Annotated in this window: 19 protein-coding genes; 13 read left to right on the top strand and 6 right to left on the bottom strand. The window is 60.6% G+C overall.

Annotated features, from left to right (window positions below):
• Nucleotides 1-26: 26 nt before the first annotated feature.
• The 3 genes from ACQUQP_RS00985 to ACQUQP_RS00975 are packed head-to-tail and all read left to right on the top strand — an operon-like array spanning nucleotide 27 to nucleotide 4,320.
• Nucleotides 27-983: an AAA family ATPase gene (locus ACQUQP_RS00985; protein ID WP_432696965.1), complete on the top strand. Its 957-nt coding sequence runs from the start codon at nucleotides 27-29 to the stop codon at nucleotides 981-983.
• A complete protein-coding gene (locus tag ACQUQP_RS00980) occupies nucleotides 980-2,200 on the top strand; it encodes a DUF58 domain-containing protein (protein WP_432696964.1) in 1,221 nt (406 codons plus the stop codon). The genes ACQUQP_RS00985 and ACQUQP_RS00980 overlap by 4 nt, the downstream gene beginning before the upstream one ends.
• The gene (locus tag ACQUQP_RS00975) at nucleotides 2,197-4,320 is read left to right on the top strand and encodes a transglutaminase TgpA family protein (protein WP_432696963.1); all 2,124 of its coding nucleotides are present in this window, start codon (nucleotides 2,197-2,199) and stop codon (nucleotides 4,318-4,320) included. The genes ACQUQP_RS00980 and ACQUQP_RS00975 overlap by 4 nt, the downstream gene beginning before the upstream one ends.
• A 3-nt stretch (nucleotides 4,321-4,323) precedes the next feature.
• Here ACQUQP_RS00975 and efpL read toward each other — a convergent pair whose 3' ends face one another.
• From efpL to ACQUQP_RS00945, 6 genes are all read right to left on the bottom strand, one after another.
• Nucleotides 4,324-4,890, bottom strand: a complete 567-nt coding sequence (gene efpL, locus ACQUQP_RS00970; RefSeq protein WP_432696962.1) for an elongation factor P-like protein EfpL — start codon at nucleotides 4,888-4,890, stop codon at nucleotides 4,324-4,326.
• A gap of 116 nt (nucleotides 4,891-5,006) precedes the next feature.
• Nucleotides 5,007-5,948 (bottom strand): 2-hydroxyacid dehydrogenase, encoded by a 942-nt coding sequence (locus ACQUQP_RS00965; RefSeq protein WP_432696961.1) that lies wholly within the window; start codon nucleotides 5,946-5,948, stop codon nucleotides 5,007-5,009.
• Nucleotides 5,949-6,053: 105 nt separating this feature from the next.
• Entirely contained in the window at nucleotides 6,054-7,424 is a 1,371-nt protein-coding gene (locus ACQUQP_RS00960) for an aspartate aminotransferase family protein (protein ID WP_432696960.1), read from the bottom strand.
• A gap of 24 nt (nucleotides 7,425-7,448) precedes the next feature.
• Nucleotides 7,449-8,936 (bottom strand): NAD-dependent succinate-semialdehyde dehydrogenase, encoded by a 1,488-nt coding sequence (locus ACQUQP_RS00955; protein WP_432696959.1) that lies wholly within the window; start codon nucleotides 8,934-8,936, stop codon nucleotides 7,449-7,451.
• A 176-nt stretch (nucleotides 8,937-9,112) separates the two neighbouring features.
• Complete coding sequence (gene doeB / locus ACQUQP_RS00950) at nucleotides 9,113-10,111, bottom strand: N(2)-acetyl-L-2,4-diaminobutanoate deacetylase DoeB (protein ID WP_432696958.1); 999 nt, start codon at nucleotides 10,109-10,111, stop codon at nucleotides 9,113-9,115.
• 59 nt (nucleotides 10,112-10,170) lie between these two features.
• On the bottom strand, nucleotides 10,171-11,352 hold the full coding sequence (locus ACQUQP_RS00945; RefSeq protein ID WP_432696957.1) for a M24 family metallopeptidase: 1,182 nt from the start codon (nucleotides 11,350-11,352) through the stop codon (nucleotides 10,171-10,173).
• 253 nt (nucleotides 11,353-11,605) lie between these two features.
• Between ACQUQP_RS00945 and dctP the strand changes: the two genes are divergently transcribed.
• The 10 genes from dctP (at nucleotide 11,606) to rpoZ (ending at nucleotide 19,372) form a co-directional block, all read left to right on the top strand.
• The gene (dctP, locus tag ACQUQP_RS00940) at nucleotides 11,606-12,622 is read left to right on the top strand and encodes a TRAP transporter substrate-binding protein DctP (protein ID WP_432696956.1); all 1,017 of its coding nucleotides are present in this window, start codon (nucleotides 11,606-11,608) and stop codon (nucleotides 12,620-12,622) included.
• 105 nt (nucleotides 12,623-12,727) lie between these two features.
• On the top strand, nucleotides 12,728-13,306 hold the full coding sequence (locus ACQUQP_RS00935) for a TRAP transporter small permease (RefSeq protein ID WP_432696955.1): 579 nt from the start codon (nucleotides 12,728-12,730) through the stop codon (nucleotides 13,304-13,306).
• Nucleotides 13,307-13,321: 15 nt separating this feature from the next.
• Nucleotides 13,322-14,608 carry a TRAP transporter large permease gene (locus ACQUQP_RS00930; RefSeq protein ID WP_432696954.1) on the top strand — a complete coding sequence of 429 codons (1,287 nt, stop codon included), beginning with the start codon at nucleotides 13,322-13,324 and terminating at the stop codon, nucleotides 14,606-14,608.
• A gap of 12 nt (nucleotides 14,609-14,620) precedes the next feature.
• Nucleotides 14,621-15,058, top strand: coding sequence for a universal stress protein (locus ACQUQP_RS00925; RefSeq protein ID WP_432696953.1), 438 nt, complete (start codon nucleotides 14,621-14,623; stop codon nucleotides 15,056-15,058).
• 88 nt (nucleotides 15,059-15,146) lie between these two features.
• Nucleotides 15,147-15,866: a GntR family transcriptional regulator gene (locus ACQUQP_RS00920; RefSeq protein ID WP_432696952.1), complete on the top strand. Its 720-nt coding sequence runs from the start codon at nucleotides 15,147-15,149 to the stop codon at nucleotides 15,864-15,866.
• Entirely contained in the window at nucleotides 15,863-16,870 is a 1,008-nt protein-coding gene (eutB, locus tag ACQUQP_RS00915) for a hydroxyectoine utilization dehydratase EutB (RefSeq protein WP_432696951.1), read from the top strand. The genes ACQUQP_RS00920 and eutB overlap by 4 nt, the downstream gene beginning before the upstream one ends.
• A 2-nt stretch (nucleotides 16,871-16,872) precedes the next feature.
• Nucleotides 16,873-17,865: a cyclodeaminase gene (locus ACQUQP_RS00910; RefSeq protein WP_432696950.1), complete on the top strand. Its 993-nt coding sequence runs from the start codon at nucleotides 16,873-16,875 to the stop codon at nucleotides 17,863-17,865.
• 46 nt (nucleotides 17,866-17,911) lie between these two features.
• Nucleotides 17,912-18,400, top strand: a complete 489-nt coding sequence (locus tag ACQUQP_RS00905; RefSeq protein WP_432696949.1) for an Lrp/AsnC family transcriptional regulator — start codon at nucleotides 17,912-17,914, stop codon at nucleotides 18,398-18,400.
• Between the two features lie 73 nt (nucleotides 18,401-18,473).
• Nucleotides 18,474-19,097 carry a guanylate kinase gene (gene gmk, locus ACQUQP_RS00900; RefSeq protein WP_432696948.1) on the top strand — a complete coding sequence of 208 codons (624 nt, stop codon included), beginning with the start codon at nucleotides 18,474-18,476 and terminating at the stop codon, nucleotides 19,095-19,097.
• A 62-nt stretch (nucleotides 19,098-19,159) separates the two neighbouring features.
• On the top strand, nucleotides 19,160-19,372 hold the full coding sequence (rpoZ, locus tag ACQUQP_RS00895) for a DNA-directed RNA polymerase subunit omega (RefSeq protein WP_432696947.1): 213 nt from the start codon (nucleotides 19,160-19,162) through the stop codon (nucleotides 19,370-19,372).
• The last annotated feature ends 25 nt before the right edge of the window (nucleotides 19,373-19,397 follow it).

Below are 19,397 nucleotides of genomic sequence, written 5' to 3'. Positions count from 1 at the left end.
TTACCTGTTGGTAGAGGGAGCTCACCATGCACGATCACCTGACCTGCTTTAAAGCGTTACACAGCAACATGGCGCAGGCCATCGTCGGCAAACACCGTACGCTGACCCTGGGCCTGATCACTCTGATCTGTCGGGGTCATCTGTTACTGGAAGATGTGCCGGGCCTGGGCAAAACCATGCTGGCGCGGGCGCTGACGCGCAGTATCGATCTGGATTTTAACCGCATTCAGTGCACACCGGATCTGATGCCCTCAGACATTACCGGTGTCTCCATTTTCAATCAGCAGGAACACCGGTTCGAGTTCATGCCGGGGCCGGTGTTCACCAATGTGCTGTTGGCCGATGAAATCAACCGTACCTCCCCGCGCACCCAGTCCAGCCTGTTGGAGTGTATGGCCGAGTCCCAGGTCACCACCGAAGGCGTCACCCGCACCCTGCCGGAGGTGTTTATGGTGATAGCCACGCAGAACCCGGTGGAATACCACGGCACCTATCCGCTGCCGGAAGCACAGCTGGACAGGTTTTTCATGCGCCTCTCCATGGGGTATCCGGACCGTAAATCGGAGATTGAGATTCTCAAGCAGCAGTCTTCCGGGCACCCCATCGACAGGTTGAAACCGGTGATCTCCATGGCCCAGCTGACGGCACTGCAAAAAGCGGTGGAGCAGGTGCATATCGCCGATCCGGTGCTGGGCTATATCGCCGATATCGTGCGTGCCAGCCGCGAACATCCGGATCTGGAGCTTGGTGCCAGTCCCCGGGGGGCGCTGGCGTTGATGAAGGCGGCACGGGCCGCGGCGCTGATCGACGGACTGGATTATGTGACGCCGGATCAGGTGATCAAGGTCGCCGAACCGGTGCTGGCGCATCGTTTGATTCTGACCCAGCCGGCACGGATGAAAAAACTCCGCGAGGCGGATCTGGTGCGGGCGATTCTGAAACAGGTCGAGCCACCGGTTCTGAACGCGGCGCAGAAACTATGAGCCCGGTGGCGTTGAGAGGGATCTGGCGCCACGCCGGTTTTTGGCTGGGCAGTTTATCCCTGCTTATCATGCTGGCGGCCTGGAACAGCGGCGAAAGTCGGCTTTATCAGCTCGGCGTGTTGCTCGGCGCAACCCTGATCGCCGGCTACTGGTTGCCGCGACGTAACGTGCGCGGTATCAGCGTCAGTCGGCAGTTGCCGGCAGAAAGCCATGAGGGTGATGAGATCGAGGTCGCGCTGCGGCTGCAGGCCAAAGGGTTTTTTGCCCGCTATATGCTGCAGGTCCGCGACCGTCTGCCGTTTCTGGAGCAGCCCGACTACCCGGTACTCATCGCCCGGCTGAGTGGTCAGCAGCAGTTCAACTACCGCATTACCTGTGAGCGTCGCGGTGTGCACAGCCTCGGTCCGCTGCAGGTGAGCTCCGAGTTTCCGCTGGCGCTGATGCGGGTCAGTCTGCCACTCAGCGACAGCCAAACCGAAATCCGGGTATTGCCGGCCACCTTTCCTATCGAGGGGCTGACACTTGCCGGGCGCACCGGTTACCCGACCGACAGCCATCAGGTGGGGCCATCGAGCCGGGGGCAGGACACCTTTGCCGGGGTGCGTGACTACCGGCGCGGCGACAGTATGCGTCATATCCACTGGCGCGCGTCGGCACGGCGGGGCGAGTGGGTGGTGCGCGAGTACGAGCAGATCGAGAATGCGGAACTGGTGGTCGTGCTCGATGCCAACCCTGACGCCAATCTGGGGCACGGGCGTGAGAGCTGCTTTGAATATGCCGTGCGGATTACCGCATCCTTGGCACGCTATGCCACCGAAAACGGTCACAAGATCGGTGTTTTCTGCCAGCAGTCCGATGGTGTGCGCTGGCTGGCGCCGGACAGCGGCTGGCACCACTATCGTCATCTGCTCGAGTTCCTGGCCGGCGTGGAGGCAGACAGCCCCGGCGACTACCGCGAGGCGGTGGAACAGGCGGCGGTACTGGCCGGGCGCCAGGGTCGTCTCTGGCTGTTTCATACGGCTGAGTCCCCCTCGGCCATTCCCGCCGTAGCGGCACAGGGGTCACATATCGACCAGGTACCGGTTCGGGTCGCGTTCGATGCGCCGAGCTTTCGCCAGCGCGCCGACACCCGGGCTTCGGCGCCACGACCCACGGCAATGCCGGATCTTTACTGGATCAGCCGTGGTACCAATCTGTCGGAGGTGTTTACGTCATGAACGCTGGATTGAGCGGTGGTGTCTTCGTGGCACTCTGGCTGATGCTGACGGTGGCGACGTCGGGATGGGTGACAAACCCGGCGGCGGCGTTCCTGGTCTCTCTGCTGGCGGCGGTGGCGCTGTTGATCGGTTACAGGTTCAACCACTCACCGGCGCGCTGGGTGCGGGTGCTCAAGGGAGTCATCGTCGGGGTGGGTTGCCTGTTGGCGCTGCCCGTCTTGATGCGGGGTGATCTGCTCAACGGCATGTTGCTGTTCGTCCTTTTTGTGATGCTGGGCCTGAGTTGCACGTTAACCAGTCGCCGCGAGCTATTCATGCTGATTCTGGCGTCCATCGGCCTGATCCTCTACGCCTCGACCTATTCCCGCCACTTTGAGCTGTTGCTGTCGCTCTATCTGCTCAGTGTGGTGGGAGTGCTGATGCAAATGCAGCAGGCCCGGGTACGTCAGCAGGCGGCGCAATACCGGGGGCGGGGCAGTGCGCTGGCCGTGCTACCGGTGACACTGTCGATTCTCATCTTATCGGCGCTGATCTACTGGCTGCTGCCGCAGCCGGAACCCACCTATAAGTCGCTGATACCCCAGGACGCTGAATTCACCTACAGCAACCGCAGCTGGGAAACGATGGCCGATCAGCAGGAACGTGGAGCAGGCGGACAAAGTGGTTCAGGGACGGGCTCGGGAAGCGGTCAGGGAACCGGTCGTGGCGGTCAGTCTCCGTCACCAGCGCTGGCCAGTGAACCGGTCCTGGGCGCGGTTGGTCAGCAGGACGACCAGCCGCCCAGGTTGTTGCTAAGGGTGGATAGCGAGTCGCGACCGTTGCTGCAGACGCTGGTGTTCGATCATTTCAATGGCCAGATCTGGAGTCGCGGCAGCGCCGCGGGCGATCGATTCTATCGTCTGCATAATGGGGTGTTTGAACGGCCCGGGCCTTCGGGTTTCACGGCCCAGGTGCAGAGCATCGAGGTTATCGAGGAGATGCCCGCTGTGCTGCCGGTCTCGCCGGTGGCTTTGAGAGTCGAGCTGCCGGCGCGGGTTATCCGTGCAGACGGGCAGAGTAATCTGTATCTGCCGGGCGCACTGCAGCCCGGGCTGCACTACCGGGTTGAATCTGTCCTGGGCCGAGTCGATGGCCACAGGCTGACACCGGATGCACTGGGTACGGCCCAGTGGCTGCAGCTGCCGGACTCCGCCCTGGGGCTCTGCCCGCTGAGCGATCAGCTGGTCGCTGGTCGTACGCCCCTGGCGGCCGGGAGGGAGATCGAGCGCTACCTGCTCGAACAGCGGCCCGCATCGACAGGCGCTGGCAATCGGGCGGCGACGCTCAGCCTGCAACCGGAGCAGTTACAGAGTGGCGGCCTGACAGCGATGCAGCGGATAACGGCCTTTGCCCTGATGTTGCGCTGTCAGAGTATTCCCTCCCGGGTGGTCAGCGGATTTCGTGGTGATACCCAACACCCGATCAGCGGTACCTGGGAGATCAGCAGCGACGACGCTGTGGTCTGGGCAGAGCTGTACCTGCCGGAGCGGGGCTGGCTGCAGTTTGCGGTTAATGATGAACCGGGCACACTGGCCAGATCCTGGCTGGAGCAGACGCTTGAGTATGTTGAGCAGCGCCTGCAGCGGGCGGATACAGGTCTGATGGAGACCCTGTTACTGTCCATGATCGCCGTTCTGCTGGCGGGACTGATTCTGCTTGCGCAGCTGCCGCTGTGGATAAAACTGATCCTGGGGCTGGTTGTGCTGCTGGTGCTGGGGCTGTTGCTCTGGGCCTGGTGGCAGCGGGAAAGTCTGCGTGATCACTGGCTCGAGCGACGCTTTCGGCGGCGCCTGCGGCAATCGCCGGAGCTGGCCGCGACCCATCTGCTGGCAGCCCTGGAAAGCTGGCTGTCTCGCCGTGGGCAGGGGCGCGTGCGGCATGAAACGGCCAGCCTCTGGCTGCGCAGGGTGTGCAGTGACCACCCCTGGCTGGCGGAGGCACTGGCGCCGGTGGAAGCGGGCTTTAACCGTGACCGCTATGCCGCCTGCGGCACGAGCATGAGCCCCGCCCAGGCGCAAACCTGCTGGCGTGCCTTCCGTAAGTGCATCGCGCAGCAGGGCTGGCAACTGGGGGAGAGTTAGGGGTCAGGCGCGGGAGCTGAACTTGCCCGTTTCGGTGTTGATTTTCACCTTCTCGCCAGCTTCCAGGTATTCCGGTACCTGGATCTCCAGGCCGTTGGCAAATTTGGCGGCCTTGGTACGGCCCGTGGCGCTGGCAGCCTTCATGCCCGGTACGGTTTCAACGATTTCCATGACCACCACGGCGGGGAGCTGGATCGAGATCGCCTGGCCATCTACCAGGGAAACCATGATCCCTTCCATGTTTTCGCTCAGGAAGGGGACCTGGCTTTCGATCGCATCCGCATCGATACCGTACTGGCTGTAATCCTCGGCATCCATGAAGTAGTAGAGGTTGTCTTCACGGTACAGGTAAGACGCGGTGCGTCGCTCCAGTGCCACGTCCTTGAGGATATCGTCGCCGGTGTAGGTGGCTTCATGCTTGCCGCCGCCGGGCAGCTGGCTGAAACGTACGCGGTACAGGGTAGAGGCGCCACGGGCAGTGGGGCTACGGACGTCGATCTGCTGCACGACCATCAGTTTGCCGTCGATATCGACGACCTGGTTACGCTTGAGTTCGGATGCCTTGGGCATACATACCTCGAAAAAACGAATGCGGTTAAGTTGGAAGTGGCGCTTATTCTAGCGCCGTTCCCGCCCGGCCGTGAGCGCTATTTGGCGGCGGCGATTAAAGACCCTGGCGGACCTGATTAATAGCCGCGCCGGTAATCCACGGCGTCGGGAAGGGTGCCGTGCTGCAGATAGCGCTGCACGTTTTGCTGCACGATCAGGCTTGCACTGCCGATATCGGTGGGGCCGGAAATATGCGGCAGAACGCTGACGGCGGGATGACTCCAGAGCGGGCTCTTGTCCGGCAGAGGTTCCTGGTTGAAAACATCGAGAACGGCGTGATCCAGATGACCTTCGTCCAGCTTTCTGCACAGGGCGTCGTAGTCGAAAATCGGCGCACGGGCGAAGTTGATGATGCTGGCGCCGGGCTTGAGACGCGACAACTTGTGCTCATCCATCAGGTTGTGGGTTTCAGCGGTCAGCGGCAGCAGGGCGATCAGGATATCGCAGTGCGGCAGCATCCTATCCAGGCCATCGCTGCCGGCAAAATGGTCCACCCTGTCGATCTGTTTCGGGCTGCGGCTCCAGGCAGATACGTTGAAGCCGCTGGTTAGCAGTGTAGCTATGGCGGCACGGCCCAGCTTGCCGGTGCCAAGCACGCCCACGCGCTTTTGCGAGGGTGGCAGGTATATATGCTGCTTCCAGGTGTGTTGGGCCTGCTGGCGCTGGTAGGTGGGGATCTGCCGGTGCAGGTACAGCGTCCAGGTCAGCACCGCTTCCGCCATGATGCGTGCCAGCTCCGGGTCTTTCATCCGTACGATCGGGATCTCGGCCAGCTCCGCCATGGAGACCATCTTCTCCACACCGGCCCAGAGGCTCTGCACCCATTTCAGGTTCGGGAAGCGGCGCAGCTCCGCAGGAGTCGGGTTGGCAACGATGGCGAACTCTATGCTCTCTGCCTGCTTATCGTCGATCGCTTCCGACGCGACAACCTGCTGATCGGGCAGTACCCGGTTCAGGCTCTCCAGCCAGAGCTGGTGCTCGTCGGTATCGATATCGGCGATCAACGGAATGGGGTGCATGAAATCTCCTGATTAACCTTGTTTAGACGGCAGCTATGTCGACCCGGTATCGAACGAAAAAAGGGAGCACATCGTGCCCCCCTTGGGTAACGGTTGTGAGACAGCTTAACCGAGAACTTCCTCGATCGCTCCATGCAGGGCGGTAACGACCTTGTCGCACTCCTCCTTGCTGATGCACAGCGGCGGCGCGAAGCCGAGGATATCGCCCTGCGGCATGGCGCGGGCGATCACGCCGCGGGCCAGCAGTGCTGCAGCCAGTTTGCCGCCGACGGCGCCGACGTTGTCCCAGCGCTTGCGGCTGGCCTTGTCTTCGACGAACTCCACGGCGACCAGCAGGCCTTCGCCGCGCACCTGGCCCACGTTTTTGTGGCTGCCGACCGCTTCGGTCAGTGCCTGCTTGAAGTAGGCGCCGGTTTCAGCGGCGTTGCCGACCAGATTCAGTTCGTCCACCAGTTCCAGGTTGGCGACACCGGCGGCGGCGCCGATCGGGTGCGCAGAATAGGTCCAGCCGTGGCCGAATACGCCGAACTCGTCGGTACCCTGCTCCAGTACTTTCCACACCTTGTCGGAGATGATGGAGCCGGACAGCGGCGCATAGGCGGAGGTCAGACCCTTGGCGATGGTGATGATGTCGGCCTTCATGCCGTAGTGCTCGGAACCGAACATGCTGCCCAGGCGGCCAAAACCGGTCACCACCTCGTCCGCGATCAGCAGGATGTCGTACTTGTTCAGCACCTTCTGGATCGCATCCCAGTAACCCTTGGGCGGCGGAATCAGGCCACCGGTACCCAGGGCCGGTTCACCGATGAAGGCGGCGATAGTGTCGGCACCCTCTTTTTCGATCAGCTTTTCCAGCTCGTTGGCGCAATGGGCGGAGAACTCCTCCTCGCTCATATTGTCGTCCTGGCGGCCGTAATAGTAGGGCGCCTCGGTGTGGACAACCTGGCTCAGCGGCAGGTCGAACTGCTTGTGGAACAGGTGCAGGCCGGTCAGCGAGCCGCTCATCAGGCCGGAGCCGTGGTAGCCGCGCCAGCGGGAGATAATCTTTTTCTTCTGCGGGCGGCCCAGCACGTTGTTGTAGTACCAGACCACCTTGATATTGGTCTCGTTGGCGTCGGAGCCGGACAGGCCGTAGTAGACCTTGGACATATGATCCGGCGCGCGGTCGAGGATCATCTTCGACAGGGTGATCGACGCTTCGGTGCCGTGGCCCACATAGGCGTGGTAGTACGCCAGTTCGTTGGCCTGCTTGCTGATCGCATCGATCACCTTCTGCTGACCGTAGCCGACGTTGACGCAGTAGAGGCCGGCAAAGGCGTCGAGCAGGGTGTTGCCCTTCATGTCATCGATGTAGACGCCCTTGCCTCCGGTGATGACACGGTTGGGCGCATCGCCCCGCGCGAAGCTGGCCAGATGCGTGGAGGGGTGGAAGAAGTTTTCGCGATCCCAGCTTTCCAGTGTGTTGATATCAGTCATAGCTACCTCCTCAGTGTCCGGCCCTTAAAAGTCCCGGCAGACATATTTAATTTCAGTAAATGCTTCGATGCCCTGGCGCGCGCCTTCACGGCCGATCCCGGACTGTTTCATCCCGCCAAAGGGGATGGGCGCACCGGTTACCTTGGTGCGGTTTACTGCGACCATGCCGTACTGCAGCGCCCGGGTGAGGCGATAGATGCGATGGGCGCTTTCGGTATGAACGTAGCTGACCAGACCGTACTCGGTGTCGTTGGCGCGAGCGATCGCTTCCGCTTCGGAATCGAACGGGGCGATGGCGGCCACGGGGCCAAAGGTTTCCTCGTGGAAAATCTTCGCGCCGGTGGGCACGTCGGCCAGCACGGTGGGTTCAAAAAACAGCGGGCCGGCCTTGTGGATATTGCCGCCGGTGAGCACGCGGGCGCCTTTCTCCAGCGCATCGCTGACGTGCTCCTGCTGTTTCGCCACCGCCTTCTCGTTCATCAGCGGACCGATCACCGGATCCTCGATACCGGGGCCGACGCTGAGCGCGGCGGTTTTCTCGGCGAAGCGCTGGCAGAACTCCTCGTACACCGGGCGTTCCACCAGGATGCGGTTGGCGGCCAGGCAGTCCTGCCCGGAGGTCGCGAACTTGGCGTCAATGGCGCACTCCACGGCGTGATCCAGATCCGCATCGGCAAACACCAGGAAAGGCGCATGGCCGCCCAGTTCCAGCACCAGGCGTTTCACCGTGTCGGCGCTCTGGCGATAGAGCAGCTTGCCGATCTCGGTGGAGCCGGTGAACGACAGGGCGCGTACCTCAGGCATCTCGGTCCAGGGTTTGACCACGGTGGGCGCTTCGCCGGTGATGACGTTGAAAACACCGGCGGGCACGCCGGCGCGCTCCGCCAGCTCTGCCAGGGCCAGCGCCGAGAACGGGGTTTCCCAGGACGGATGGGCGACTACGGTACAACCGGCCGCCATCGCAGCGCCCGCCTTGCGGGTCAGCATGGCGGAGGGGAAGTTCCAGGGTGTGATCAGCGCGGCGACGCCCACCGGTTCGCGCCAGAGCTCTACCTCGGCGTGAACCAGATGGGACATCACGCTCTCGATATTGAGACGCTTGCCCTCTTCGGCGTAGTACTCCAGGAAGCCGGCGGCGTAGTTGATTTCACCACGGGATTCAGACAGCGGCTTGCCCTGCTCCAGGGTCATCAGCAGCGCCAGGTCCTCCTTGTTCTCCAGCATCAGGTCGTACCAGCGACGCAGAATGCGGCTGCGATCCTGGGGCAGCATCATCGACCAGTCGGCAAAGGCCTTGTGTGCCACCTGCACGGCGGTGCGGCTCTGCTCGGCACTGAGACTGGCCACGGAACCGAGCCAACTGCCGTCGGCGGGGTTGGATACGTCGATCTTGGCGTCGCCATCGCCGGAGCGCCACTCGCCGTCCACGTAGGCGAACTCACGGAACAGCGTCGGATCGTTCAGCCGGTCGAGCAGGTTGTCGCGTTCATGGCGTTTTTTTACTGACAGCATAGTCATGCCCTCCTGTTTGCGTTGTTGCGCTGGAGACTGCGATGAACTCATTGTGGGTCAGAAAATGGCGAGAGGTTTTCTGAAATCCGCCGGTCTGGGGGAGAAACTCTCTTTTTTGCACTTCCCCCGGGAGAGACTTTCGCCCGGGGGCTTAACTGGTTGAAATAAAAGGTCTCTTAAAGCACTTCGGCGATCACGTTCAGGCAGTCGCCGATCTTGATCAGCGATGGTACGTGGCGGCAGATCACCATACCCTCGCGCGGTGCCCGGTATTCCGCCGGCGGTTCTGGCGAGGTGCGCTCGATGCTGTGGATGCGCGCCACCAGGTCGCCCTCGCGGATCACATCGCCGAGGGCGACGCAGGGCTCAACCAGACCGGCGTGCTCGCTGAAGATGAAGGAGCGGAAGTCCGGCATATCCAGGCTGACGCTATCGTGCTTCGGCATAGTCGGATCAGCGTTGAGAATCCCCGCATGGATCAGAAAGTTATCCACACCACGGCGGGCGATCTCCACGGTGTACGGGGTGCTGGTGCCGCCCCCGCCGAGTTCCGTGGTGACGAACACCTTGCCGGCTTCCTCCACCATGGTGTCGTAGAGGCCGGCGGCGTCGATTTCAAGCATCTGCAGATAATGCGGGGCGCCGAACGCCTTGGCCGCTGCCTCGCAGGCGCTCTGCTGCTCTTTGTTATCGAGAATATGGGAGGCGGCGAACGGCACAAAGTCCAGCGTCTTGCCGCCGGAGTGGATATCCAGCACATAGTCCGCCATCGGTACCAGGGTGCGAGAGAAGTAGTCCGCGATTACCTGGGACAGGCTGCCATCCGGGCGGCCGGGGAAGATGCGGTTCAGATTCAACTGGTCCACCGGGGAGGTGCGGGTGGCGGCCTGAAACGCCGGGAAGTTCATCGCGGGAATGACGATGACGCGGCCGTGGAAGTTGTCGATATCGGTACGGCTGGCAAAGTTGTAGAGGGCGATGGGGCCCTCGTACTCATCGCCGTGGTTGCCGCCGGTCATCAGCGCGGTGGGACCCTCGCCGTTCTTGAACTGGGTGACCGGAATCATCACCGCGCCCCAGGCGGAGTCATCCCGGGAGTGGGGCAGGCGCAGGTAGCCGTGCTGGATCCCATCCTTGTCGAAATCGATAGTTGGTGAGATCGGATTGTGTCGCATAAATCAGCTCCAGGTATTTCTCTTGGGTGGAACGGGTCAGGCGGTACTCCTGTGCGCCGTCACTCTTTGACGAACAGCTCCCGCGGCACGTGCGACAGCACCAGGCCGCCGTCGGGGGTCACCGTCATGCTCTCGGTGATCTCGAAGCCCCAGTCGTCGAACCACATGCCGGGCATGAAGTGGAAGCACATCCCCTCTTCAAGCTCGGTGTCGTCGATATCACGCAGGCTCATTGTGCGTTCGCCCCAGTCCGGTGGATAACTCAGGCCGATGGAGTACCCGCAGCGGTTGTCCTTTTCATAGCCGTGTTTGTGGATATGGTTGGTAAACGCGGTGGCCACTTCGCCACAGGTGACGCCAGGCCTGAACATATCCAGCACGATCTCGACCGCATCCAGGATCACCGCTTCGATGTCGCGATACTTTTTCGGCGGCTTGCCGAAGTGGAGCGTGCGGCTGACCGGGCAGTGATAGCGGTTATGCACACCGGCCAGCTCCAGGCACATGCCGGTGTTGTTCTCGATCGGCTGATCATCCCAGGTCAGGTGACAGGCGCTGGCCTCGGCGCCGGACGCCAGCAGGGGCTGGATCGCCGCGTAGTCGCCGTACACCTCAGCCGTGCCCTTGGTGCCGGCATGAAGAATCTCCGCCACCAGGTCGTTCTTGCGCAGGCCCGGCTCGGCCACGTCGAGTACCCGCTTGTAGACCTCTTCGATCACCGCGCCGGCGCGGCGCATGTATTCGATCTCCATGGGCGATTTGACCGCCCGCTGCCAGTTCACCAGCGCGGTGGCATCGGTAAATTCGGCGTCCGGCAGGCACTCAATCAACCGCTGCATACCACGGTAGGTCTGGTAATAGTTGTCCATCTCGCCGCCGATGACGCCGGTATCGAGCTGACGATGCTTGAGTACCTGGGCCAGGTACTCGGTGGGATGAACCTCCGAGGACTGAACGTAATGGTCCGGGTAGTAGATGATGTCCTCTTCCGGCAGGTTGGTGGTGATATGAGCCGCCGGGGCGTCGATACCACGGCCGAACCAGAACAGTTCGCTGTCGGCGCTGATCACCACGCACTGATACACATAGAACGACCAGGCGTCATAGCCGGTCAGCCAGCAGATGTTGGATGGATCGGCGATCACAAGCACGTCGATGCCATGGTCTAACATTGATTTACGGGTCTTTGCCTGGCGAACCAGGTATTCACTCGCTTCAAAACGACGACGACTAGGTTCCACGTGGTGCCCCCATAAACGTTGCAAAGGGTTGAGATGTACACAAGTGGGGTGTTTTGTGCATGGTTTAGCGGTTTTTTTGCTATATGTGTAGTACGAATTTAGGCAAATGTATACATCTGCCTTGAAAAACCGAAGTCAGGTTGTATGTTGAATAGAAGCGTGCGGATCAGGAGACGGGTGTCTTCACAGCGTAGACAGACGCTGTTTGATGCGCAACAGATTGAATAAGCCACTTCCAGTAGAGGGATATCAGATGAAGAAAACACTCACTCCGAAATATTTGGCCGGCGTGATAGCGGGTCTGGTGATGACCACCGGCGCCGCGCAGGCAGATACCTGGCGCTATGCCTTCGAGGAGGCGCTTACCGATGTACAGGGTGTCTATGCGACCAAGTTCAAGGAGGAGATCGAGAAGAATTCAGATCACGAGATCGAGCTGTTCCCGTACGGTACCCTGGGTGAGTCTGCGGACATCATGGAACAGGCCCAGGCCGGTATTCTGCAGTTTGTCGACCAGTCACCGGGGTTCACCGGTGCTGTAATCCCGGAAGCTCAGGTATTCTTCGTACCCTACCTGCTGCCCAACGATGCCGAGCATCTGGGCGAATTCTTCAAAACCAGCAAGGCGATCAACGAGGACTTCAAGGCGCTTTACGCCGATCACGGTCTTGAACTGCTGACCATGTTCCCGGAAGGCAAGGTCGCCATGACCACCCAGGAGCCGGTGACCAGCCCGGCTGATCTCGACGGCGTCAAAGTTCGCGTGATGAGTAACCCGCTGCTGGTGGAAACCTACAAGGCCTTTGGCGCCACGCCGACCCCGCTGCCCTGGGGTGAGGTGTACGGCGGCCTGCAGACCAACATCATCCAGGGCCAGGAAAACCCGGCCTTCTTTATCGAGTCCACCAAGATGTACGAGGTGACCGACTACATCACCTACACCGGGCACAGCAACTTCACCACCGCGGTGATGGCCAACAAGGATTTCTACGATGGCCTCAGCGATGAGGACAAGGCGGTGATCCAGAGCGCTACCGATGTGGCCTTCGATTACATCCTCGATTACCAGGATGGGCTGGATGAGGAATCGATCGCCAAGGTGAAGGAAGCCAAGCCGGAAATGAGCGTAACGGTTCTGACCGAAGAGCAGCGCGCGCCGTTCAAGGCTGCGGCCAAGCAGGTTGAGGCCAAGTTCATCGAGATGACCGGTGACAGCGGCAAGGCGATTCTCGAGCAGATGAAAGCCGACCTTGAAGCAGTCATGCAGTAAATCCGGGGTCGTGTGAAAAGACGACGGGCCGGCCAGACTGGCCGGCCCTTTTCGTTAACGGGAGCAATGCAATGTCCACTGTACTGACTACCAAGGAGGGCTGGCATGGCTGACAAGTCTCAGGATAACGAGCATTCGTCGGACCTGCCCGGCATTCTCGGTATCATCGATTCCATCATCAGCCGCCTGGAGGCGGTCGGCCTGGCGCTGAGTGTGCTGCTGATGGCGTTGAATACCATCGCCAACGTTGTCGGGCGCTTTCTCTTCGGTGAGAGCCTGTTCTTCAGCGAAGAGGTCAACCGCATCCTGATCGTGCTGATCACCTTTGCCGGTGTCGGTTATGCCGCCCGCCACGGGCGCCATATCCGCATGTCGGCTATTTACGATGCCCTGCCGACCACGCTGCGCAAAGTGTTCATGGTGGGCATCGCCGTGATTTCATCGCTGTGCATGTTCGCGCTCTGTTACTTCTCGGTGAAGTACATCGGCAAGGTGGCGGATTCGGGACGTATCCTGCCGGCGCTGCAGATACCGGTTTACTGGATCTACCTCTGGGTGCCCGTGGGCTTCTTCGTGACCGGGGTGCAGTATGCGCTGACCGCGATCAAGAACCTGGTGGAGAAGGATATCTATCTCTCGACCAAGGTGCTCGAGGGATACGACGACACCGAAGTTGAGCTCTAGGGAGGAGGCGCGATCATGGCAGCTACCATTTTCCTGGCAATGATCATTCTGTTGTTGCTGGGCTTTCCGATGATGATCCCGCTGATTATCGGGGCGTTTATCGGTTTTTACGATCTGTTTAACGGCATCGGCAAGATGGATTTCATGGTGCAGCAGTTTATGGCCGGTATCCGGCCGGCTTCGCTGATTGCTGTACCTATGTTTATTTTTGCTGCGGATATCATGACCCGCGGGCATTCCGCCAACCGACTGATCGACATGGTGATGAGCTTCGTCGGTCACATCAAGGGTGGTCTGGCAGTCAGTACCGCCACGGCCTGTACCCTGTTCGGTGCGGTATCCGGCTCCACCCAGGCCACGGTGGTGGCGGTGGGGTCACCGCTGCGCCCGCGCATGCTCAAGGCGGGTTACAAGGATAACTTTGTGCTGGCGTTGATCGTCAATGCCAGTGATATTGCCTTCCTGATCCCGCCGAGTATCGGCATGATCATTTATGGTGTGGTTTCCAACACCTCGATCTCCGAGCTGTTTATCGCCGGTATCGGCCCGGGTCTGCTGATTCTGGTGCTGTTTTCGATCTACAGCATGATCTACGCCACGGTCCACAATGTACCCGCCGAGCCGAAAGCGAGCTGGGGTGAGCGTTTCAGTGCCGTGAAACAGGCGGTCTGGCCGCTGGGTTTCCCGGTGATCATCGTTGGCGGTATCTATGGCGGTATCTTCAGCCCCACCGAAGCGGCGGCGGTCTGTGTGCTCTATGCGCTGATTCTTGAGGTTATCGTCTTCCGCGCCATCAAGGTCCGCGATGTCTGGGATACTGCCAAGTCCACCGGCCTGATAACCGGCGTGGTGTTCATCCTGGTCGGTGCCGGTGCGGCGTTCTCCTGGGTGATCTCCTTCGCGCGGATTCCGCAGGAACTGCTTGGTGCGGTAGGTGTATCGGAGATGGGCGCCATCGGGGTGCTGTTCGTTATCTCGATCTCCTTCTTTGTCGGCTGCATGTTTGTCGACCCGATCGTCGTGATTCTGATCCTGGTGCCGATCTTTGCGCCGGTGGTTGAGTCCGTGGGTCTTGATCCGGTACTGGTCGGTACGATCATCACCCTGCAGGTGGCGATAGGCTCGGCAACGCCACCCTTCGGTTGCGACATCTTCACCGCCATGGCGGTGTTCAAACGCCCCTATATCGAGGTAATTCGCGGTACACCGCCGTTCGTTATTATTCTGCTGGCGGTGGCTGTTGCGCTGATCTTCTTCCCGGATATCGCGCTCTTCCTGAGGGATCTGGCGTTCGAGAAATAAAAGGAGGCGAGGGTGTTTAAACGTATACTTCTGCCGGTCGATGGATCGGAAGGCGCCTTCGAAGCGCTTAAAGTGGCAGTGGAAATGCAGAAGATACATGGCTCCGAGCTGATGATTCTGTCCGTCTACCGTCACCACAGCCTGCGCGAAGCCTCCATGTCGATGGTGCGCCCCAGGGAGCCGGAACATATGGATGACCTGATGCAGAGCTACTCCAAGGAGGTGGCGGAAAGCTTTCGCAAATACGCCATCGAACACGGATCCCAGGGGGTGCGGGCGTTCGTCAAAAGCGGCCACACCGCGAAGACGATTGTGGAGTTTGCCGAGAAGAACAAGGTTGATCTGATTATTATCGGCAGCCACGGTCTCGGTGATGCCGAGACCTTCCTCGTCGGCGGTGTATCCCAGAAAGTGGTAGGCATGGCCAAATCCCCCGTGATGGTTGTCTGACCTGTGTTTATCCGCGCAGGTCGGCCGTCATCCTGTGGCTGTCGGCCTGCCGTATGAATAAAGATTCTTTTTACGGGCGAGAATAACAATGAATGCTTTACCGGAGCGCTCCGGTTCTGAACCGGACGGAGATCTGCCGCGCACTGCAGAGCAGCGCTTTGAGCATATCTACTCCACGTTGCGCAGTCGCATCTGTCTGCTGGATTACAAACCGGGCACCCGACTGTCCGAGGTGGCGCTGGCGCATGAGTTTGACGTCAGTCGAACGCCGGTTCGCCGGGTGCTGGGCCGACTGGAGCTGGAGGGGCTGCTGGAGATCCGCCATGGTGTTGGCACGCTGGTCACCGATATTGATTTCGCCTATCTGACCGAGGTGTACCAGGTGCGTATGGAGCTGGTCTGCCACCTGGGCATTATGACGCCGGTACAGCCGACGCCGGAGCTGATTGCAGCAATTCGCAAAACCCTGGAGCGGGCGCGCAGTATCCACAAGGCCGACAAGCCCAAGCGTCTGTTCGCGCAGGTCAATATCGAGTTTTTCGAGCAGCTGATGCACCTGGTCGGAAACCGGGCCCTGCGTGAAGTGGCCACGGAGCTGTTTTACCGGTCATCGCGCATGTGGCCCTTCCTGATGCGTGACGAATCCGTGGCGATGGAGGCAGACATGTTCGCCAATGAAATACGGGAAACCCTGCAGCTGCTGGAAACGGGCCAGATGGTGGCCGTGGGTAATCTGCGTCGCCGCCATATCGCCATGGCGCTGCAGCGTCTCAAACTGATGTCATCCGAGAATGGTCTGGTCGCATGAAACTGATAGATCTGGCGGCTGTTTACCGAGCTCGGCGGGCGATAGCGGGTCAGGTCACCCGCACACCGCTGATTCCGGCATTCAGCCTCAGCGATGAACACACCGAGGTACGCCTGAAGCTGGAGACCACCCAGCCCACCGGTGCCTTCAAGTTGCGTGGTGCCGTTAACGCCCTGGCCAACCTGAGCGAAGCACAGCTCGCGCGGGGCGTGGTCTGCGCATCCACCGGTAATCATGGTCGCGCGCTTGCCTGGGCCGCGTCACAGCGCGGTGCCCGCGCCACCATCTGCATGTCATCGCTGGTGCCGGGCAACAAGGTGGAGGCGATCCGCGCCCTGGGCGCCGAGATCCGTATCCATGGCCGCAGCCAGGACGAGGCGCAGGAACTGGTGGACAAGCTGGTCGCCGAACAGGGCATGAGCGAGATTCCGCCCTTTGATCATGCCGATGTGATTGCCGGGCAGGGCACCATCGGCCTGGAGATTCTTGAAGACTGGCCGGAGGTGGATACCCTGATCATCGGGCTGTCCGGCGGCGGTCTGCTCAGTGGTATCGCGCTGGCCGCCAAGGCGATCAAGCCCGATATCCACATTATCGGCGTAAGTCCGGAGCGCGGTGCTGCCATGGCGGCAAGCCTGCAAGCCGGAGAACCGGTGGAGGTGGAGGAGCTGGAAACCCTGGCTGACTCCCTCGGTGGGGGCATAGGTCTCGCCAACCGCTACACCTTCGATCATGTGCGGACCCTGATGGACCACTACGTTTTGCTTAACGAGCAGGAGATCGCCCGCAGCCAGTGTCATATCTACCGCCAGGAGCAGCTCGTTGCCGAGGGCGCCAGTACCCTGGGGGCAGCACTGCTGCTTGAACCCGAGCGGCGCCAGGCGCTGGGAGATCTGCTGGGTAAACGGGTGGCGATTATCCTGTCCGGGCGCAACGTGGATATGGATGACTTCACCGCCATCGTCAATGGCAGCCATCGGGTCTGGGAAAAGACAGAGAGGTAGTCATGGCCAAGATCAAGATCCTGACGGAAGCGGAGCTGCGTCAGTGCGTTTCGCTCAGCAAAGAGGTTCACGACGTGATTGCCGCCGCTTTTGCGCGACTGGCGCAGGGCGGCGTGGTGATGCCGCCGGTGCTGAGCATGGAGCTGCCGCAGGTGAACGGCGAGGTGGATGTGAAAACCGCCTTCGTGCCCGGCATGGAAAACTTCGCCATCAAGGTCAGCCCCGGCTTTTTCGATAACCCGCTAAAGGGGCTGCCCAGCCTGAACGGTCTGATGGTGGTGCTCTCGGCCGAAACCGGCATTGTTTCTGCGGTGCTGCTCGACAACGGCTACCTGACCGATATCCGCACAGCCGCCGCGGGTGGTGTGGCGGCGCGCTTCATGGCGCCGCGGCAGGTCACTACTGCCGGTGTGATAGGTACCGGACTGCAGGCGCGTTTGCAGGCGCAGGCGCTGCTGCTGGAGCGGCAGGTGGAGAGGCTCCAGGTCTGGGGCCGGGATCGGGCCAAGGCGGAGCAGTATGCCAGAGAGCAGACGGGTGTGCTGGGTATACCGGTCAGCGTGGCCGATAGTGCCGAGGCACTGGTGAAGTCATCGCAGGTGGTGATTACCACCACGCCGGCGAAGGAACCGGTGATCAGCGCCGACTGGCTGCATCCGGGGCTACATATCACGGCCATGGGTACGGATTCACCGGAAAAGAACGAGATCGATCCGGCGGTGTTTGCCAAAGCGGACCTGGTGGCGGTGGATCGTGTCAGTCAGTCGCTGGAACGGGGCGAGATGCGCTCGGCGGTGAAGGCCGGACTGATCAGTGCCGATACCGTACTGCCGGAGCTGCCCGGCATCAGTGCCGGACTGGTTCCGGGACGGGTAGCGGAGGATCAGATTACCCTGTGTGACCTGACCGGCACCGGTGTGCAGGATACCGCGATTGCCGACCTGGCGTTGCATCGCGCCACGGCAAAAGGCCTGGGCACCCTGATCGACAGTTGAGCGGACATGAAAACGGACCTGGATTATAGGGAGTCATAAACGCTGCATGCGTGTAAAACTGGATGATCGTGATATTCAGATGCTGTCGATTCTGCAACAGGAGGGACGCATCACCAAAACCGAGCTGGCCCGGCGCGTGAACCTGTCTCCCACGCCCTGCTGGGAACGTCTTCAGCATCTGGAAAAGCTGGGGCTGATCGAGGGCTACGGCGCACGTATCGCCTGGTCGGCGTTCAGCCGCCAGACCATCGTGTTCATGGAGGCGGAGCTGAGCAGTCACCTGGCGGCGGACTTTTCCCGCTTTGAGCGCACCATGCAGGAGCAGCCCGAGGTGCTGGAGTGCTATGCCCTGGGTGGCGGTATCGATTACCTGCTGAAGGTGATTGCGCCTTCGGTGGATGAATACCAGCGTTTTGTCGATCGCATGCTCAATGCCGATATCGGTCTGCGCCGCTATTACACCTATATCGTCACCAAGCGGGTGAAGGATACCGAGTTTGTCCCCGACAGCCTGCTGGAAACATTGAAAGGATAACGCCGGCGAGAGTCGGCGATCGGGCCGCTTTCTGCTAGACTGCCGCCTTTGCGAACAGAGGGCAGCTAGCGACATGAAACATCTGGGTCATCTTTACATCGTCTCGGCACCATCGGGCGCCGGCAAGACCAGCCTGGTGAAGGCGCTTCTTGAACGAGATTCCCAAGTGGTGGTGTCGGTTTCGCACACCACGCGTCCATGTCGTGAAGGTGAAATAGAGGGTGTGGATTACAACTTCGTCACCCCCGAGCAGTTTGAGACCAAGATCGAAAACGGACAGTTCCTCGAGTATGCCGAGGTGTTCGGCAACAAGTACGGCACCTCACAGGTCTGGGTTCAGGAGCAGCTCAACAAGGGGCTGGATGTGATCCTTGAGATCGACTGGCAGGGCGCGGAGCAGGTTCGCCGTCTGATGCCACAGGCGCGCTCGGTGTTTATTCTGCCGCCGAGCCGCGAAGTGCTGGAGCGCCGCCTGCGCGGTCGGGGTACCGATACCGAAGAGGTGATCCAGAAGCGCCTGTCGAAAACGGTTTCCGAGATCAGCCACTACAGCGAATTCGATTATCTGGTTATCAATGACGACTTTGAAACGGCGCTGGCGGACCTGGTCTCGATCTTCAGAAGCGCACGCCTGACACAGGATAGACAGCAGCAGCGCCATGAGGCTTTGCTTACTGCACTCTTGTCTAAGCTTTGATCGAATCGTAAACTAGCCGACTGTTTTTATTTTTATCACCCAATTTCCCGCCGAGGACCGCAATGGCACGAGTAACAGTTGAAGATTGCCTGGATAATCTCGATAACCGCTTTGAGCTGGTGATGGTCGCATCCCGCCGTGCACGTCAGATTGCCACCGGTGGCAAAGACCCGATGGTTGAGTGGGAAAACGACAAGCCCACCGTCGTTGCCCTGCGTGAAATCGCTGAAGGCCACGTCGACCGTACCATCCTCGACGAGCGCGAAGAGGCCTGATCTTTCCCTCCGCGTTCCGATACGG

Origin of the sequence: Marinobacterium sp. YM272 (genome assembly GCF_050908845.1) — a bacterium.
In the GTDB taxonomy this organism is placed as follows: Bacteria; Pseudomonadota; Gammaproteobacteria; order Pseudomonadales; family Balneatricaceae; genus Marinobacterium_D.
Note: the sequence above shows the minus strand (reverse complement) of the source record. Positions and strands in the feature narration are given on the sequence as shown.

What these genes read in the sequence shown, in the direction of transcription:
- ACQUQP_RS00985 (WP_432696965.1), top strand. Translation starts at nt 27, where the DNA reads ATGCACGATCACCTGACCTGCTTTAAAGCGTTACACAGCAACATGGCG.
- ACQUQP_RS00980 (WP_432696964.1), top strand. Translation starts at nt 980, where the DNA reads ATGAGCCCGGTGGCGTTGAGAGGGATCTGGCGCCACGCCGGTTTTTGG.
- ACQUQP_RS00975 (WP_432696963.1), top strand. Translation starts at nt 2,197, where the DNA reads ATGAACGCTGGATTGAGCGGTGGTGTCTTCGTGGCACTCTGGCTGATG.
- efpL (WP_432696962.1), bottom strand. Translation starts at nt 4,890, where the DNA reads ATGCCCAAGGCATCCGAACTCAAGCGTAACCAGGTCGTCGATATCGAC.
- ACQUQP_RS00965 (WP_432696961.1), bottom strand. Translation starts at nt 5,948, where the DNA reads ATGCACCCCATTCCGTTGATCGCCGATATCGATACCGACGAGCACCAG.
- ACQUQP_RS00960 (WP_432696960.1), bottom strand. Translation starts at nt 7,424, where the DNA reads ATGACTGATATCAACACACTGGAAAGCTGGGATCGCGAAAACTTCTTC.
- ACQUQP_RS00955 (WP_432696959.1), bottom strand. Translation starts at nt 8,936, where the DNA reads ATGCTGTCAGTAAAAAAACGCCATGAACGCGACAACCTGCTCGACCGG.
- doeB (WP_432696958.1), bottom strand. Translation starts at nt 10,111, where the DNA reads ATGCGACACAATCCGATCTCACCAACTATCGATTTCGACAAGGATGGG.
- dctP (WP_432696956.1), top strand. Translation starts at nt 11,606, where the DNA reads ATGAAGAAAACACTCACTCCGAAATATTTGGCCGGCGTGATAGCGGGT.
- ACQUQP_RS00935 (WP_432696955.1), top strand. Translation starts at nt 12,728, where the DNA reads ATGGCTGACAAGTCTCAGGATAACGAGCATTCGTCGGACCTGCCCGGC.
- ACQUQP_RS00930 (WP_432696954.1), top strand. Translation starts at nt 13,322, where the DNA reads ATGGCAGCTACCATTTTCCTGGCAATGATCATTCTGTTGTTGCTGGGC.
- ACQUQP_RS00920 (WP_432696952.1), top strand. Translation starts at nt 15,147, where the DNA reads ATGAATGCTTTACCGGAGCGCTCCGGTTCTGAACCGGACGGAGATCTG.
- eutB (WP_432696951.1), top strand. Translation starts at nt 15,863, where the DNA reads ATGAAACTGATAGATCTGGCGGCTGTTTACCGAGCTCGGCGGGCGATA.
- ACQUQP_RS00910 (WP_432696950.1), top strand. Translation starts at nt 16,873, where the DNA reads ATGGCCAAGATCAAGATCCTGACGGAAGCGGAGCTGCGTCAGTGCGTT.
- ACQUQP_RS00905 (WP_432696949.1), top strand. Translation starts at nt 17,912, where the DNA reads ATGCGTGTAAAACTGGATGATCGTGATATTCAGATGCTGTCGATTCTG.
- gmk (WP_432696948.1), top strand. Translation starts at nt 18,474, where the DNA reads ATGAAACATCTGGGTCATCTTTACATCGTCTCGGCACCATCGGGCGCC.
- rpoZ (WP_432696947.1), top strand. Translation starts at nt 19,160, where the DNA reads ATGGCACGAGTAACAGTTGAAGATTGCCTGGATAATCTCGATAACCGC.